This is a genomic window from Magnetospirillum sp. XM-1 (assembly GCF_001511835.1).
GTDB lineage: Bacteria > Pseudomonadota > Alphaproteobacteria > Rhodospirillales > Magnetospirillaceae > Phaeospirillum.
The window spans coordinates 1,186,502-1,200,684 of record NZ_LN997848.1 but is presented as its reverse complement, the minus strand read 5'-3'; the positions used below and the strand labels follow the sequence as shown (position 1 = coordinate 1,200,684).

Annotated in this window: 12 protein-coding genes; 3 read left to right on the top strand and 9 right to left on the bottom strand. The window is 69.8% G+C overall.

Features of this window, described 5'->3' with window-relative positions:
• From cobJ to XM1_RS05695, 5 genes are read right to left on the bottom strand one after another with little or no spacing between them, the layout of a single operon-like run.
• Positions 1-1,794 (bottom strand): precorrin-3B C(17)-methyltransferase, encoded by a 1,794-nt coding sequence (gene cobJ, locus XM1_RS05715; RefSeq protein ID WP_068431083.1) that lies wholly within the window; start codon positions 1,792-1,794, stop codon positions 1-3.
• The gene (cobI, locus tag XM1_RS05710) at positions 1,785-2,483 is read right to left on the bottom strand and encodes a precorrin-2 C(20)-methyltransferase (protein ID WP_068431079.1); all 699 of its coding nucleotides are present in this window, start codon (positions 2,481-2,483) and stop codon (positions 1,785-1,787) included. The genes cobJ and cobI overlap by 10 nt, the downstream gene beginning before the upstream one ends.
• Positions 2,480-3,655 carry a bifunctional cobalt-precorrin-7 (C(5))-methyltransferase/cobalt-precorrin-6B (C(15))-methyltransferase gene (locus XM1_RS05705; protein ID WP_068431077.1) on the bottom strand — a complete coding sequence of 392 codons (1,176 nt, stop codon included), beginning with the start codon at positions 3,653-3,655 and terminating at the stop codon, positions 2,480-2,482. The genes cobI and XM1_RS05705 overlap by 4 nt, the downstream gene beginning before the upstream one ends.
• Positions 3,652-4,269: a precorrin-8X methylmutase gene (locus tag XM1_RS05700; protein WP_068431073.1), complete on the bottom strand. Its 618-nt coding sequence runs from the start codon at positions 4,267-4,269 to the stop codon at positions 3,652-3,654. The genes XM1_RS05705 and XM1_RS05700 overlap by 4 nt, the downstream gene beginning before the upstream one ends.
• 9 nt (positions 4,270-4,278) lie before the next feature.
• Positions 4,279-5,265 carry a sirohydrochlorin chelatase gene (locus XM1_RS05695; protein ID WP_068431070.1) on the bottom strand — a complete coding sequence of 329 codons (987 nt, stop codon included), beginning with the start codon at positions 5,263-5,265 and terminating at the stop codon, positions 4,279-4,281.
• 146 nt (positions 5,266-5,411) lie between these two features.
• On the opposite strand from XM1_RS05695, the gene cbiB reads away from it, so the two are divergent.
• Positions 5,412-6,407 (top strand): adenosylcobinamide-phosphate synthase CbiB, encoded by a 996-nt coding sequence (gene cbiB / locus XM1_RS05690; protein WP_068431067.1) that lies wholly within the window; start codon positions 5,412-5,414, stop codon positions 6,405-6,407.
• Here the strand turns inward: cbiB and XM1_RS05685 are convergent.
• Positions 6,390-7,844 (bottom strand): cobyric acid synthase, encoded by a 1,455-nt coding sequence (locus tag XM1_RS05685; protein ID WP_068431064.1) that lies wholly within the window; start codon positions 7,842-7,844, stop codon positions 6,390-6,392. The genes cbiB and XM1_RS05685 overlap by 18 nt on opposite strands.
• An 87-nt stretch (positions 7,845-7,931) precedes the next feature.
• Here XM1_RS05685 and XM1_RS05680 point away from each other — a divergent pair, with 87 nt between their 5' ends.
• Positions 7,932-8,636 (top strand): M48 family metallopeptidase, encoded by a 705-nt coding sequence (locus XM1_RS05680; protein ID WP_068431061.1) that lies wholly within the window; start codon positions 7,932-7,934, stop codon positions 8,634-8,636.
• Between the two features lie 5 nt (positions 8,637-8,641).
• Positions 8,642-9,844, top strand: coding sequence for a multidrug effflux MFS transporter (locus XM1_RS05675; protein WP_369816047.1), 1,203 nt, complete (start codon positions 8,642-8,644; stop codon positions 9,842-9,844).
• Here XM1_RS05675 and XM1_RS05670 read toward each other — a convergent pair.
• The 3 genes from XM1_RS05670 to XM1_RS05660 all read right to left on the bottom strand — a co-directional run bounded on the left by XM1_RS05670 (position 9,813) and on the right by XM1_RS05660 (position 14,166).
• Positions 9,813-11,219 carry a cell wall metabolism sensor histidine kinase WalK gene (locus tag XM1_RS05670; RefSeq protein ID WP_068437542.1) on the bottom strand — a complete coding sequence of 469 codons (1,407 nt, stop codon included), beginning with the start codon at positions 11,217-11,219 and terminating at the stop codon, positions 9,813-9,815. The genes XM1_RS05675 and XM1_RS05670 overlap by 32 nt on opposite strands.
• 12 nt (positions 11,220-11,231) lie before the next feature.
• Positions 11,232-13,532: an NADP-dependent malic enzyme gene (locus tag XM1_RS05665; protein ID WP_068431058.1), complete on the bottom strand. Its 2,301-nt coding sequence runs from the start codon at positions 13,530-13,532 to the stop codon at positions 11,232-11,234.
• Positions 13,533-13,638: 106 nt separating this feature from the next.
• On the bottom strand, positions 13,639-14,166 hold the full coding sequence (locus XM1_RS05660; RefSeq protein ID WP_068431055.1) for a hypothetical protein: 528 nt from the start codon (positions 14,164-14,166) through the stop codon (positions 13,639-13,641).
• Positions 14,167-14,183: the final 17 nt, after the last annotated feature.

Sequence of the window (14,183 nt, the reverse complement as noted above, 5' to 3'; positions counted from 1 at the left end):
TTACACCATCTTCTTGCCGTAGCCCCGGGGCGTGTAGGTCCAGGTGTTCTGTCCCGCGGCGAAGGTACGGGTCTCGCTGGACCCCACCACCACCATGGTCAGCATGTCCACCTTGTCGGCGTCGAGATCGCCCAGGCGGATCACCTCGACCGTCTCGCCGGGGCGGCCCAGCTGGCGGGCCAGGATCACCGGCGTGTCGGGACCGCGGCCCGAGAGCAGGATGTCGCGGGCGCGCGGCAGCTGGTCGCGGCGGCGCTGGGAGACGGGGTTGTAGAAGCACACCACGAAATCGGCCTGGGCTGCGGCCTTCAGCCGCGTCTCGATGCTCTCCCACGGGGTCAGCAGGTCGGACAGCGAGATGGTGCAGAAATCGTGGTTGACCGGCGCGCCGGCGCGGGCGGCGGCGGCCTGCAGCGCCGAGATGCCCGGCACCACCACCACGTCCACCCGGTTCCAGTCGGCACGCTTCCTGCGGTCGAGCAGTTCGAACACCAGGGTGGCCAGGGCGTAGATGCCGGGATCGCCGGAACACACCAGGCTGACGGTACGACCCTCGGCGGCGAGGTCCAGCGCCCTGGCGGCGCGGGCCTCCTCGGCACCCAGCGCGCTCTCGTGCCGCTCCTTGCCCTGGGCCGCGTGGCCCAGCAGGTCGAGATAGAGGCCATAGCCCACCAGATCGCTGCTGGCCTCGATGGCCGCCGACGCCTCGGGCGAACGCCATTGGGGCGTGCCGGGGCCGATGCCGACCACGAACAGCTTGCCCCGCGCCCGCCCCTTGGATTCCGCCGCGATGGCGCGCGGCGCGCGGGCCAGGGCCATGGTGGTGCGCGCCCCCTTGACCTTGGGAACGATCAGGATTCCGTCGCCACCGGCCATGGCCAGGGCGGCGCCTTCCGACACGCCGTGGCAGCCGGTCTCGGCGAATACCACCTCGGACGGATTGGCGAGGCGAGACGCCTCCGCCTCCAGCTCGGCGGCGGTCAGGAAGCGGGCGGGCACGCCGAGGTCGGCGGCCAGTTCATGCACCGCCGCCTCGTCGGCCTTGAGATCGATGCTGGCGACGCAGGCGATGGATTTGGGCGACAGGGCTTCCTGGGCCAGCACGTCCCGGACCAGGCGGATCAGTTCGGAGGCCGGCGCATTGCGCTCGCAACCCACCCCCAGGGCCAGGGTGGGGGGATGCAGCACCAGTTCGTGATCGTCGGCCTCGACCGACCGGTCGGTAATGCGGATGGCGTATTCGGCGTCCTCGGCGAAGCCCACGCCGTCCAGCCATTGGGCATCGCCGGATTCCACCTCCAGCGCCACGCCCTCCTCGGCCAGCAGGGCGGCGGTGACCGACTTCACGGCGGCCGGATTGCCGACCTTCCAGCCCGGCGGCGGGTCGTCCAGCGCCACGCCCAGCGCCAGTTCGCCGGCGGTGGTGAGCGCCGGGCGGACGCCCAGGCCTTCGGCGATCCGCCGCGCCAGGGCGTTGGCCCCGTGATGGCCGCCCAGCAGCGGCACTACCGAGGAGCCGTCCACACCCACCGCCAGGACCGGCGGCTCGGCCAGCTTGTCGCCCAGCACCGGCCCCAGGGCGCGGATCAGGATGCCGGCGGCGCAGATGCCGACGATGGGGGTGCGGGCGGCGAACAGGGCGCGCAGATGGGCGGAGGTGTCCTGAAAGCCCACCTCGCCCTCCACCCGGCCGACGAGACCGTGGATGGAGGCGCCGGGCAGCAGGGCCATGAGCGCACGCGCGGTTTCCAGTCCGGCGGGGGTCACCACCACCAGGGCAATGTTCAAAGCCATGCTTTTCCTCTGCGGTGAACCAGGATCAGGGAGAAATAGGGAAGCTCGGTCACGCTGGCCGCGTCGTGGACCTTGCGGCCCGGCAGGCCGACGCGCTCGATGATGCGGGCGCCGTCCCACAGGCCCAGGCGTTCAAGCACGGCCCGGACCTTGGGCAGATGGCGGCCGATCTTCATGATCACGGCGGCGTCCGAAGCCGCCAGCGCCGCCTCGATCTCGGCCTCGGAGCGGGTGGCGGGGATGATGGCCACCCCGTCGTCCCAGGCGCACAGCGGCGCCTGAAGATCGGCGCTGGCCGCCATGATGGAGGAGACGCCCGGCACCACCTCGACGGCGAAGCGGGCAGACAGGCGGGCGAACAGATAGATGAACGAGCCGAAGAAGAACGGGTCGCCCTCGCACAGGACGGCGACGTCGCGTCCCGCGTCCAGATGAGCGGCGATCTCCGCCGCCGCCCGGTCGTAGGCGGCCTCGGTCCCCGCCCGGTCGACGGTGAAGCCCATGCGGATGGCGATCTCGATCTTGCCCGGCAGAATGTGGGCGGCCGCGATACTGCGCGCCAGCCCCTCGCCGTCCAGCGGCGCCGGCCAGGCCAGCACCGGGGCTTCACGGATCAGGCGCACCGCCTTCAAGGTCAGAAGCTCCGCGTCGCCGGGGCCGATGCCGATGCCGAACAAGGTCCCGGTCATTTCTTCCACCCCACATAGCGGGTGACCGGCTTGGCCGGATGCCAGGCGTGAAAGCCGCCCACCCGATCAAGATGGGACACGGAAAGCCGGGTCATCTCGCCGCCGTGCAGGCCGTAAAGCGCCACCAGGGCTTCCTCGCCCTCCATGGTCACCGCGTTGGCCACCAGCCGCCCGCCGCGCCCCAGGGCCGACCAGCAGATATCCAGGAGGCCAGCCTCGGACACGCCGCCGCCGACGAAGACCGCGTCGGGCGGATCACGGTCCAGCGGCAGGGCGTCGGGCGCGCGCCCGGCGATGATCTCGAGGCCCGGCACGCCGAGCCGCGCCGCGTTGCGGGCGATGCGCTCCAGACGGTCGGGCTTGCTTTCCATGGCGATGGCCCGCCCGCCGGCCCGCATCCACTCGATGGCGATGGAGCCGCTGCCCGCCCCCACGTCCCACAGCACCTGTCCCGGCACCGGCGCCAGGGCGGCCAGCGTCGCGGCGCGGATGTCGCGCTTGGTCAGCTGGCCGTCATGCTCGAACGCCTCGTCGGGCAGGCCAGGGGCGGCGGACAGCAGCCGGACCCCGCGTTCGGCCACGCATTCCACCGCCACCACGCAAAGGTCCGAGGCGCAGCCCTGCGCGTCGGTGACCCGCTCGTTGGGCCCACCCAGATTCTCCAGCACCACCACCCGACTGGGACCGTAGCCGTTGGCGGCCAGCAGCGCCGCCACCTTAGCCGGGCTGGCGCGGTCCTCGGCCAGGATCAGCAGCCGGCGTCCCGGCGCAAGATGGAGCACCAGGGATTCGATGGGGCGGCCGTGAATGGTGAGGAACAGGCAATCCTGCATGGCCCAGCCCAGCCGCGCCGCCGCCAAGGAGAAGGCGCCGGGATGGGGAATGACGGAGATGGAATCGGCCCCGAACCAGCCGGTCAGGGTGGCCGCCGCGCCGAACCACAGGGGCTCGCCACTGGCCAGCACCACCAGACGCTTGTCGGCGTGCGGCTCCAGCAAGGCGCGGCTGTCGGCGAAGGGCGAAGCCCATTCCAGCCGCTTCGCCCCATTGGCGGGAACCATGCCCAGATGCCGCGAACCGCCCACCAGCACCTCGGCATTGTCGATCACGGTGCGGGCGGCGGGCGAGAGTCCGTCCAGACCGTCCTCGCCGATGCCGACCACGGTGATCATTTCAAGCCCCCCGCCAGGGCGTTGACCGCGGCCGCCGCCATGGCGCTGCCGCCGCGGCGGCCCTTCAGCGCCACATGGGGCAGACCCGACGCGATCAGCGCCTCCTTGCTTTCCACCGCGCCGACAAAGCCGACGGCGAAACCCAGGATCAGGGCCGGACGGGGCGCGCCCGCCTCGACCAGTTCCAGCAGGCGGAACAGGGCGGTGGGCGCGTTGCCGATGGCGACCACCGCCCCCTCCAGGCGGGGCAGCCACTTCTCGACGCCCAAGGCCGAGCGGGTGGTCCCGGCCGCCTTGGAATCGGCCTGACTCACCTCGTTCAGGGTGCAGACCACCGCATTGGCGGCGGGCAGATTGCGGCGGATGATGCCGTGGGCCACCATCTCGGCGTCCACCAGGATGGGAGCGCCCGCCTTCAGGGCTTGCATTCCCGCCAGCCCCGCGCCATCGCTCCACGCCAGATCGGCGGCGATGTCGGTCATGCCGCAGGCATGCACCACGCGCACCGCCAGATCGGCGAGATCGGCGGGCATGCGCCCCAGATCGGCCTCGGCCCGGATGGTGGCGAAGCTTTGGGCGTAGATGGCGGCGGGGTCGCTGATCCAGGCGTTCACGGCGCGGCCTCAGCCGTGACGGTGGGGACGGTAGGCGTGCCCGTGACCATGATCGTGGTGATGTCCATGGTCATGACCGTGGTCATGGTGGTGTCCATGGTCATGGTGATGATCGGCGTCGGTGCCGATGCCGCGCACATGGTGGTGATGCCCGGCCTGCACCGCGCCCACCGAGGTCTCGTAGCCCACCACCTGTTCGCGGTACTTGCAAAGCGAGCAGTTCATGGCGGGCGAGCCGGCAAGGATCTCGCCCACCCGCTCGACGAAGCTGTCCACCACCAGGGGATGGTCGTTGAGGTAGGGGGCCTTGACGAATTCCACGCCGGGATGGGCGGCCGCCGCCTGATCGGTCCATTCGTAGATGCGCTTGACCAGGATGCCGGTGAACAGGAAGTACGGGAAGACGACGACCCGCTTGTAGCCCAGCTTGGTCACCCGCGCCAAAGCCTCGTCCACCAGGGGATAGGCCACGCCGGAAAAGGCGATCTCGGCCCAGCCGAAACCCATGCCTTCCCACAGCATGCGCGCCACCTTGGCGATGTTGGAATTGGCGTCGGGGTCGTTGGTGCCGCGCCCCACCACCAGCAGCATTGTGTCCTTGCGCTCGACGCCCGTGGCGGAGGCGGCCTCGGCCTCCTCGATGCGGGCCCTGGCCGCGGCCAGCAGCTTGGTGTCAATGGCCAGTTCGCGCCCGAAGGTGATGGAAAGGCCGGGATTCTCGGCGGCGAAGGAGTTGATCTCCCACGGCAGGTCGTTCTTGACGTGACCGGCGGCGAACAGCATGCCCGGCACCGCCAGGATGCGCGACACGCCCTTGGCCTTCAGGGCGTCGAGGCCGGTGCGGATGATCGGCTTGGCGAATTCGAGGAAGCCGGAATCCACCTCGTATTGCGGCAGCCTTTGGGCCAGATGGCCGGCCAGCGCCTGGAATTCCCGGATGGCATCTACGTCGCGGCTGCCATGGCCACACAACATCACACCGATCTTCTCGCTCATCTCGCCCTGGTCCTTGCCTTCGAGCCGCCCGGCTGGTCCATGCCTCCGGCCGGTTTGAACGCGGACTATAGGCGCGACGCATGGCGCGATTCCAGCCAAATCATCCCGGTTGACGGAGCCCCCGCCGCCCGCCCATCTTGGCCCCCATGTTTCCGCTGTTCACCCAATCCACCCACGCCCCCGACGGCATGATGCTGCTGTTCATGGCCATCGCGCTGGACGCGGCGCTGGGCGAGATGGGGCCGCTATTCCGGCTGTTGCCCCACCCGGTGGTGCTGATCGGCCGGGTCATCGGCGAGCTTGACCGCCGCCTCAACCGGCCGGAACGGTCGGAGTCCGACCGTCGCCGCCGGGGAATCCTGGTGGCGCTGGGCCTGTGCCTGGGGGCGCTGGGCGTCGGCGCGGTGATCAGCTTCCTCGCCCGCACGCTGCCCCATGCCTGGCTGTTCGAGGTCTTCGTCGCCGCCACCCTGATCGCCCAGCGCTCGCTGTTCGACCATGTCCACGACGTGGCGGTGGCCTTGAAGGACAGCGGGCTGGAGGCCGGGCGCTACGCCGTGTCGCGCATCGTCGGCCGCGATCCGCAAAGCCTGGATTCCCACGGCGTGGCCCGCGCCGCCATCGAAAGCCTGGCGGAGAATTTCGCCGACGGCGTGGTGGCGCCGGTATTCTGGTACGCGCTGCTCGGCCTGCCCGGCCTGATCCTCTACAAGACCGTCAACACCGCCGATTCCATGATCGGCCACCTGAACGACAAGTACCGGGATTTCGGCATGGCCTCGGCCCGGCTGGACGACCTGTTGAACCTGGTTCCCGCCCGTATCGCCGGATTGCTCCTCGTCGCCGCCGCACCCTTCGTGCCGAAGGGACATCCCGGCAAGGCCCTGGTGACCATGCTGAGGGATTCGGGCCACCACCGCTCGCCCAATTCCGGCTGGCCCGAGGCCGCCGCCGCCGGCGCCCTGGATCTGGCGCTGGGCGGCCCACGCAAGTATCCCGGGCTGGTGGTGGACGAAAAGTGGATCGGGTCGGGACGGGCACGGGCCGAAATCGCCGACATCCAGCGGGCGCTGCACCTTTATACCGTGTCCTGCCTGATCCAGGCCGGTCTGGTGATCTTCCTGCTATGGCTGCAGGCCTGACAGCGTCCTGATCCGCCCCAAATCCAGATGGGTTTCCAGATGGTCGGCGAGGCGGTCGAGCACCCGATCCACCATGGGCTCGTATTCTAGCCCGCTTTCAGAGCCCAGCAGGGCAGCGCGGAAGGAATCGGAGGCGAACAGGCCGTGCAGGTAGCAGCCCATGATCCGCCCATCCGCCGAGACCGCGCCGTCGGGGCGGCCGTCCAGGGTGAGGAAGGGGCGCGCCGTGTCGGGGCCGGTGGTGCGGCCCATATGCATCTCGTAGCCTTCGACCGCATGGCCCGATGAATCGAGACCGGAGGCGCGGCGCAGCACCTTGGCTCCCTCCATCACCGTCTCCACGTCCAGCAGGCCGAGACCGGCGGCCACGCCGCCCGCCGGACCTTCGACGCCCAGGGGGTCGGACACGGACTTGCCCAGCATCTGGAAGCCGGCGCAGATGCCCAGCACGCGACCGCCCCGTCGCGCATGGGCCTTGACGTCGATGTCCCAGCCCTGGGCCCGCAGGAAATCCAGATCGGCGATGGTGGATTTCGATCCCGGCAGGATGATCAGGTCGGCATCGAGGGGTAGCGGACGGCCCGGCTCCACCATGTCGAGGCTCACCCCCGGCTCGGCGGCCAGGGGATCGAAATCGTCGAAATTGGCGATGCGCGAAAGTCTCGGCACGGCGATCTTCAGCCCGCTCCCCGCCGCCTTGCCCTTGCCCAGCGAGGCGGAATCCTCGGCCGGCAGCAGGGCGGCGTCGGCGAACCAGGGAACGACGCCCAGACACTCCAGCCCGGTCTTGTCCCGGATAATGTCGAGCGCCGGGGTGAACAGGGCCGGATCGCCGCGAAAGCGGTTGATGACGTAGCCCTGGAGCCGCGCCCGTTCGGCATCCGGCAGGATGGCCCAGGTGCCGACGATTGCAGCGATCACGCCCCCCCGGTCGATGTCGGCCACCAGCACGACGGGCAGGTCGGCGGCCTCGGCGAAGCCCATGTTGGCGATGTCGGCGGCGCGCAAATTGACCTCCGCCGCGCTGCCAGCACCTTCCACCACCATCACATCGGCCTTGGCCGCCAGACGCCGATAGCTTTCCAGCACGCGGGGCAGCAGGGTGGGTTTCAGCGCGTGGTAGTCGCGCGCCGTGGCGTTGGCCACCACTTTGCCCTGCACCACCACCTGCGAGCCCACGTCGCTTTGCGGCTTCAACAGCACCGGGTTCATGTCCGAGCACGGCTCCACCCCGGCGGCCCTGGCCTGCAGCGCCTGGGCGCGGCCGATCTCGCCCCCGTCCGCCGTCACGGCGGCATTGTTGGACATGTTCTGCGGCTTGAACGGCAGGGCGCGCAAACCCCCGCGGGCGAACAGGCGGCACAGCCCGGCGGCCAGCAGCGATTTACCCACGTCGGAACCGGTGCCTTGCAGCATGAGGGCGGGTGTCTTGTTCATGGGGCCGAATGTCGCAGACCCCACGCATGGGGGCAAGGCGCATGCCGAGGGTTGTCTCCGCCCCGCCCGGCACGATATGAGGGGGCCATGGTCAGTAGCTTCCTCCTTCACCTCGACGGGCGCTCGCTGCCGGTCACCGTCAAGCGGTCGGGCCGGGCGCGCAATATGAGCCTGCGCCTCGACGCAAGCGGCGGGTCGCTGGTGGTGGTGCTGCCCGACGGCGTGCCTGAGCGCGAAGCCGAGCGCTTCGCCCGGCGCCAGGGCGCCTGGATCGAGAGCCGGCTGGCGGTGATGCCGGGCGCCATCGCCTTTGTCCATGGGGCCGAGGTGCCGCTTCTGGGCCTGGCCCATTCCATCCGCCACGAGCCCGAGGCCCGGCGCGGCGTGTGGGCCGAAGAAGGCGTCATCCACGTCTCGGGCCGGGCCGAGCATCTGCCCCGCCGGGTCGGCGAATTCCTGCGGGACGAGGCCCGGGTGGTGATGGCGCATCATTGCCGCGAGCTGGCCGCCCGTCTGGGCCGCAAATTGGGCCGCGTCGCGGTGCGCGACACCACGTCGCGCTGGGGCAGCTGCACCGCGCGGGGCGATCTGTCGTTCTCATGGCGTCTGGTGATGGCGCCCGATTTCGTCGGCCGCTATGTGGCGGCCCACGAGGTGGCCCATCTGGCCGAGATGAACCACGGCCCCGATTTCTGGGCCCTGGTTGAAGGACTGGTGGGCGATATCGAAACGCCGCGCGCCTGGCTGAAGCGCCATGGGCCGCAATTGCACCGTTATGGGGGTAAGGTTTGAGTAAAGTGACGCCATCGCGGCGAATCGCGGTGCTGTTGACCCTGCTGGTGGCCTTCGGGCCGGTCTGCACCGATCTCTACCTCGCCTCGCTGCCCGACATGGCCCGCGATCTCGCCACCACCACCCCCATGGTGCAGATGACCCTGTCGGCCTTCGTCGGCGGCTTCGCGGTGATGCAGCTGGTCTATGGACCGCTGTCCGACCGCTTCGGCCGCCGGCCGCTGATCCTGGGCGGCATCGTCATCTATGTGGCGGCCAGCCTTTACTGCGTCGTGGCACCCAGCATCGAGGCGCTGATCGTCGGGCGGTTCTTCCAGGCGGTGGGCGCCTGCTGCGGCCCCGTGCTGGGCCGCGCCGTGGTGCGCGACCTGTTCGCCCGCGAGCAGGCGGCCAAGGTGATGAGCTATATGGCCAGCGCCATGGCCCTGGCCCCGCTGGTGGCACCTACCATCGGCGGCTGGTTCCACACGGCGTTCGGCTGGCGCTCCAATTTCGTGCTGCTGGCCCTGTTCGGCGTGGCCCTGCTGGTCCTGGTCTGGCGGATGCTGGCCGAGACCAACGCGCACAAGGATTCCCAGGCCCTGGACCTGGGCCGCATGGCCGAGAATTACCGCCAACTGCTCACCCACCGGCTGTTCCTCGGCTATGTGCTGACCATGACGGCGGCGTTCGGCGGGCTGTTCAGCTTCATCTCGGCGTCAAGCTTCGTGCTGATCGACGTCATGGGCATGGCGCCCCACAATTTCGGCCTGGCCTTCGCCTTCGCCTCGGGCGGCTATCTGATCGGCGGCTTTGCCGGCGCCAAGCTCACCCACCGTTTCGGCATCGAGCGCATGGTGCTCGCCGGCACCATCGGCTGCACCCTGGCGGGTTTCGTCCTGGCCGCGCTGGTGTGGTCGGGGCTGGCCCGGCCGGGCGGACTGGAGGGCATAGCCATGATCATGGGCTCGGTGATGGCCTTCTTCGCCTCCTGCGCCCTGGTGCTGCCCAACGCCACCGCCGGCGCCATCGCCCCCTTCCCGCGCATGGCGGGCGGGGCGTCGTCGGCCATGGGCTTCATCCAGATGGGCGGCGGCGCGTCCGCCGGCTGGCTGGTGGGCGCGCTCTACGACGGCTCGGCCCGGCCGCTGGCCGCCATGATGGCGATGATGGGGCTGGTCTCGCTGCTGGTCTATCTCAGGGTGGTGCGGCCGGCAACCAGACCGTGAAGGTCGTCCCCTCGCCCACCCGGCTGTCGATGGTGAGCAGGCCGCGGTGGCGGTTGACGATGTGCTTGACGATGGCCAGCCCCAGCCCGGTGCCGCCCATCTTGCGCGAACGCGCCGTGTCCACCCGGTAGAAGCGCTCGGTCAGCCGGGGCAGATGCTCCGGCGCGATGCCCTCGCCATGATCGCGGACGGCCAGACGCACCACCGGGCCGGAGCGCAAGGCGGCGCCCGCCCCCGGCGGCAGGGTTTCGGCCAGGGCGACGCCCACCTCCACCCTGGTGCCGTCGTTGCCGTACTTGACGGCGTTGTCCATCAGGTTCTGCAGCAGCTGGGCCAGCTCGTCGGGCTGGCCCGTCACCTCGGGCAGGCCGGGGGCGATGTCGAGCGCCAGTTCCATGCCGCGCGGAGCGGCCAGGGGTTTCAGCGCCTCGGCGGCGCTGGTGACCAGCCGGGCCAGGTCCACCGTCTCGCTGGGCGGCGAGTGTTCGTTGAGCTCGATGCGCGACAGCGACAGAAGGTCGGCGACCAGCCGGCTCATGCGCCCCGATTGCTCGGCCATGATGCCGAGGAACTTCTCGCGTGCCTCCTCGTCGTCCCGGGCCGGGCCCTGCAGCGTCTCGATGAAACCCGAGAGCGCCGCCAAGGGCGTCCTCAGCTCGTGGCTGGCATTGGCGACGAAATCGGCGCGCATGCGCTCCATGGCCCGGATGGCTGTCAGTTCGTGCAGGGTGAGAAGCGCGATGGCCGCCTCGAAGGCTGGCTGGCCGTCCAGGCGGTCGACGCGGGCGGCGAAGGTGCGCTCCACCGGAATGGCCTGGGTGAACTCGCATTCGCGAAAGGCCGCCGCGCCCGACAGCACCGCCTGCACCGCCTCGGTGACGGCGGGGTCGCGCAGCACGGCGGCGAGATCGGCTCCCGCCGGGTCGCGGTTGAACAGACGGGTGGCGGCCCGGTTGGCGCGCACCACCCTACGCCCGGAATCCAGCAGCAGCAGCGGGTCGGGCAGGCTCTCCAGCAGGCTGGCGTTCCAGCGCGCCGTCTCGGCCAGCTCGTTGGAGCGGTGCTGCCACAGGCGGCGCAGCGCCGCAACGGAAGCGGCGATCTCGGCAAGCGCCACGCCGTCCTTGCCCGGCGCGGTGGCGATGTCGCCGCCATGGGCCAGACTGCGCACCCAGTTGGCGAGCCCCGACAACTCGCCTAGATGCGAACGCACCAGGGGCAGCAGCAGCGAGGTCACCATCACCCAGGTGCCGAGCGCCGGCCAGACGTCCAGCCGCCCCGCCCCGGTCAGCACCACCAGCATGATGGCGGTGGGGCTGGACAGGAACAGGGCGAACAGCAGGACGCGGCCGCTGGTGACGGTTCCCCGGTTCACCGCCACCCCGGATCAGCCCAGCGCGTCATGGCAGGCCAACACCGCCATGTTGACGATGTCGTTGGCGGTGGCGTCCATGGAGGTGATCTGCACCGGCTTGGCGAGCCCCACCAGGATGGGGCCGATGACGCTGACGCCGCCCAGCTTCTGCAGCAGCTTGGACGCGATGGTCGCCGAGTAGAGGCCGGGCATCACCAGCACGTTGGCCGGCTCCTTCAGGCGGCAGAACGGGAAGTGGGACAGGAGTTCCGGGTCCAGCGCCACGTCGGCGGCCATTTCGCCGTCATAGTCGAAATCCACCTTGCGGGCATCGAGCAGGGCCACCGCCTCGCGCATGCGGTCCGAACGCTCCGAGCTGGGATTGCCGAAATTGGAATAGCTGATCATGGCGACGCGGGGCTCGTGGCCCATCTGGCGGGCCTTTTGCGCCGTCTGCACCGCGATGTCGGCCAGCTGTTCCGGGGTCGGCGTCTCCATCACCGTGGTGTCGGCCATGAAGACCAGCTTGCCCTTGACCACGAACACCGTCATGCCGAACAGCAATTCGCCGGGCGTCGGGTCGATGACCTTCTTGATCTCCTCGAAGGCCTGCCAGTAGTTGCGGGTCAGGCCCGTCACCATGGCGTCGGCGTCGCCGGCCTGGACCATCAGGGAGCCGAAGATGTTGCGCTCCTGGTTGACCTGGCGCTGGACGTCGCGATACAGCGCGCCCCGGCGCTGCAGCCGCCGGTACAGCATGTCGGTATAGTCCTTGGTGCGCGGCGAGATGCGCGAATTGATGATGTCGAGCGATTCGGCCGCCGGCAGGCCGATGTTCTTCATGGTCTCGCGGATGCGTTCCTCGCGGCCCAGCAAGATGGGATGGCCCAGCCCGGCGTTGGAGAAGGCCACGGCGGCGCGGATCTGCTTTTCCTCCTCGCCCTCGGCGAACACCACCCGCTTAGGCGCCGCCTTGACCGCCTCGGTGATGGCCTGCATGCCGGCGCTGGCCGGGTCCAGGCGGGCGGCCAGTTCGCGCTTGTAGCCGTTCATATCGACGATGGGCTTCCTCGCCACGCCGGAATCCATGGCCGCCTTGGCCACCGCCGGGGGAATGGACGAGATCAGGCGCGGGTCGAACGGCACCGGGATGATGTAATCGGGGCCATAGCGCAGCCGCCGGCCGGAATAGGCGGCGTCCACCTCGTCGGGCACGTCCTCGCGGGCCAGGGCGGCGATGGCCCGGGCGGCGGCGATCTTCATGGCCTCGTTGATGGTGCTGGCGCGCACGTCCAGCGCGCCGCGGAAGATGTAGGGGAAGCCCAGCACGTTGTTGATCTGGTTGGGATAGTCGGACCGCCCGGTGGCGATGATGGCGTCGGAGCGCACCGCCTTCACCTCTTCCGGGGTGATCTCGGGGTCGGGATTGGCCATGGCGAAGATGATCGGCCTGGGCGCCATGGAGGCCACCATCTCGGCCGTCACCGCGCCCTTGACCGACAGGCCGAAGAACACGTCGGCGCCTTCCAGCGCCTCGGCCAGGGTGCGGGCCTTGGTGGGAACCGCATGGGCCGACTTCCACTGGTTCATGCCCTCGGTGCGGCCCTGGTAAATGGTGCCCTTGGTGTCGCACAGGATGACGTTCTCGTGGCGGATGCCCATGGCCTTGGCCAGCTCGATGCAGGCGATGCCGGCCGCACCCGCGCCGTTGACCACCACCTTGACCGTGGCCATGTCGCGCCCCGTGAGGTCCAGCGCGTTGATCAGTCCGGCGGCCGAGATGATCGCCGTGCCGTGCTGGTCGTCATGGAACACCGGGATGGGCATCAGCTCGCGCAGCCGCTGCTCGATGATGAAGCATTCGGGCGCCTTGATGTCCTCGAGGTTGATGCCGCCGAAGCTGGGGCCGAGATAGCGCACCGCGCCGATGAACTCCTCGACGTCCCTGGTATCCACCTCGAGGTCGATGGAATCCACGTCGGCGAAGCGCTTGAACAGCACCGCCTTGCCTTCCATCACCGGCTTGCCCGCCAGGGCGCCCAGGTCGCCCAGGCCCAGCACGGCGGTACCGTTGGAGATCACCGCTACCAGATTGCCCTTGGCGGTGTAGTCGTAGGCCAGCGAGGGGTCGCGGGCGATGTGCAGGCAGGGAAAGGCGACGCCCGGCGAATAGGCCAGCGACAGGTCGCGCTGGGTGGCCAGCGGCTTGGTGGGGACCACCTCGATCTTGCCGGGACGGCCCGAGGCATGCATCAGAAGGGTGTCGCGCTCCAGCGCGCTGGTGCCCTTGGCGTCGGCGTCACGCGACGTTTCCGAATGGAAATTGGTGCCCATGTGATCTCACTTCCCTGTTGATTCAGCCGGCGGGGCGTTGGCTCGCCCCGTCCGGGTCGTGCATTGAAACGCCGGGGACCGCCGCCCGTCAGCCCCCGGATTTCCGTTAATGGCGGGCGCCCTTGGCGCGCTCGAAGATGTGGATGTTGGCGCCACCGGCGGCGTCGAGCAGGGCGCGGGCCTTGGCCTCCTCCTCGGGCGAATCGGCGCTGACCCACAAGATCACGCTGCCCGCCGCCAGCGCCCGGACGAAGTCGTCGGAATCGGGAATGGCCGCCACCTCGTCCAGAACTTCCTTGAGCGCCACGCCGCCGACGCCGGCCGCCACCAGCCCGGCGATCACCGCGCCCACCGGCCCGGCGGCCAGCGCGATCAGCCCGGCGGCCACCAGGGGGCCTTCGAATTTCAGCTCGCCCATCAGGGCGACCAGGCCGTCGCGCCACTTGCGCGCCTTGGCTCCCCCCGGCCCCTCGGCGGCGTCGAGCGAATCGTGGGAAGTCAGAACCGACAGCTTGTCGCGGCCGAAGCCTTCGGCCAGCAAGGCGGAGACCGCGGCCTCGAAATGGCTGCGGTCGGCGAAGGTGCCCACCACTTCGCGAAGGGCACCGGTGCGGGGGGCAAGGGCGGCTGTCATGGGATTCTCCTCGTGTC

Bases quoted from the DNA above. Each gene is read 5' to 3' on its own strand.
- cbiB (WP_068431067.1), top strand. From the start codon at position 5,412: ATGTTTCCGCTGTTCACCCAATCCACCCACGCCCCCGACGGCATGATG.
- XM1_RS05695 (WP_068431070.1), bottom strand. From the start codon at position 5,265: ATGAGCGAGAAGATCGGTGTGATGTTGTGTGGCCATGGCAGCCGCGAC.
- cobJ (WP_068431083.1), bottom strand. From the start codon at position 1,794: ATGGCTTTGAACATTGCCCTGGTGGTGGTGACCCCCGCCGGACTGGAA.
- XM1_RS05665 (WP_068431058.1), bottom strand. From the start codon at position 13,532: ATGGGCACCAATTTCCATTCGGAAACGTCGCGTGACGCCGACGCCAAG.
- XM1_RS05680 (WP_068431061.1), top strand. From the start codon at position 7,932: ATGGTCAGTAGCTTCCTCCTTCACCTCGACGGGCGCTCGCTGCCGGTC.
- XM1_RS05705 (WP_068431077.1), bottom strand. From the start codon at position 3,655: ATGATCACCGTGGTCGGCATCGGCGAGGACGGTCTGGACGGACTCTCG.
- cobI (WP_068431079.1), bottom strand. From the start codon at position 2,483: ATGACCGGGACCTTGTTCGGCATCGGCATCGGCCCCGGCGACGCGGAG.
- XM1_RS05660 (WP_068431055.1), bottom strand. From the start codon at position 14,166: ATGACAGCCGCCCTTGCCCCCCGCACCGGTGCCCTTCGCGAAGTGGTG.
- XM1_RS05685 (WP_068431064.1), bottom strand. From the start codon at position 7,844: ATGAACAAGACACCCGCCCTCATGCTGCAAGGCACCGGTTCCGACGTG.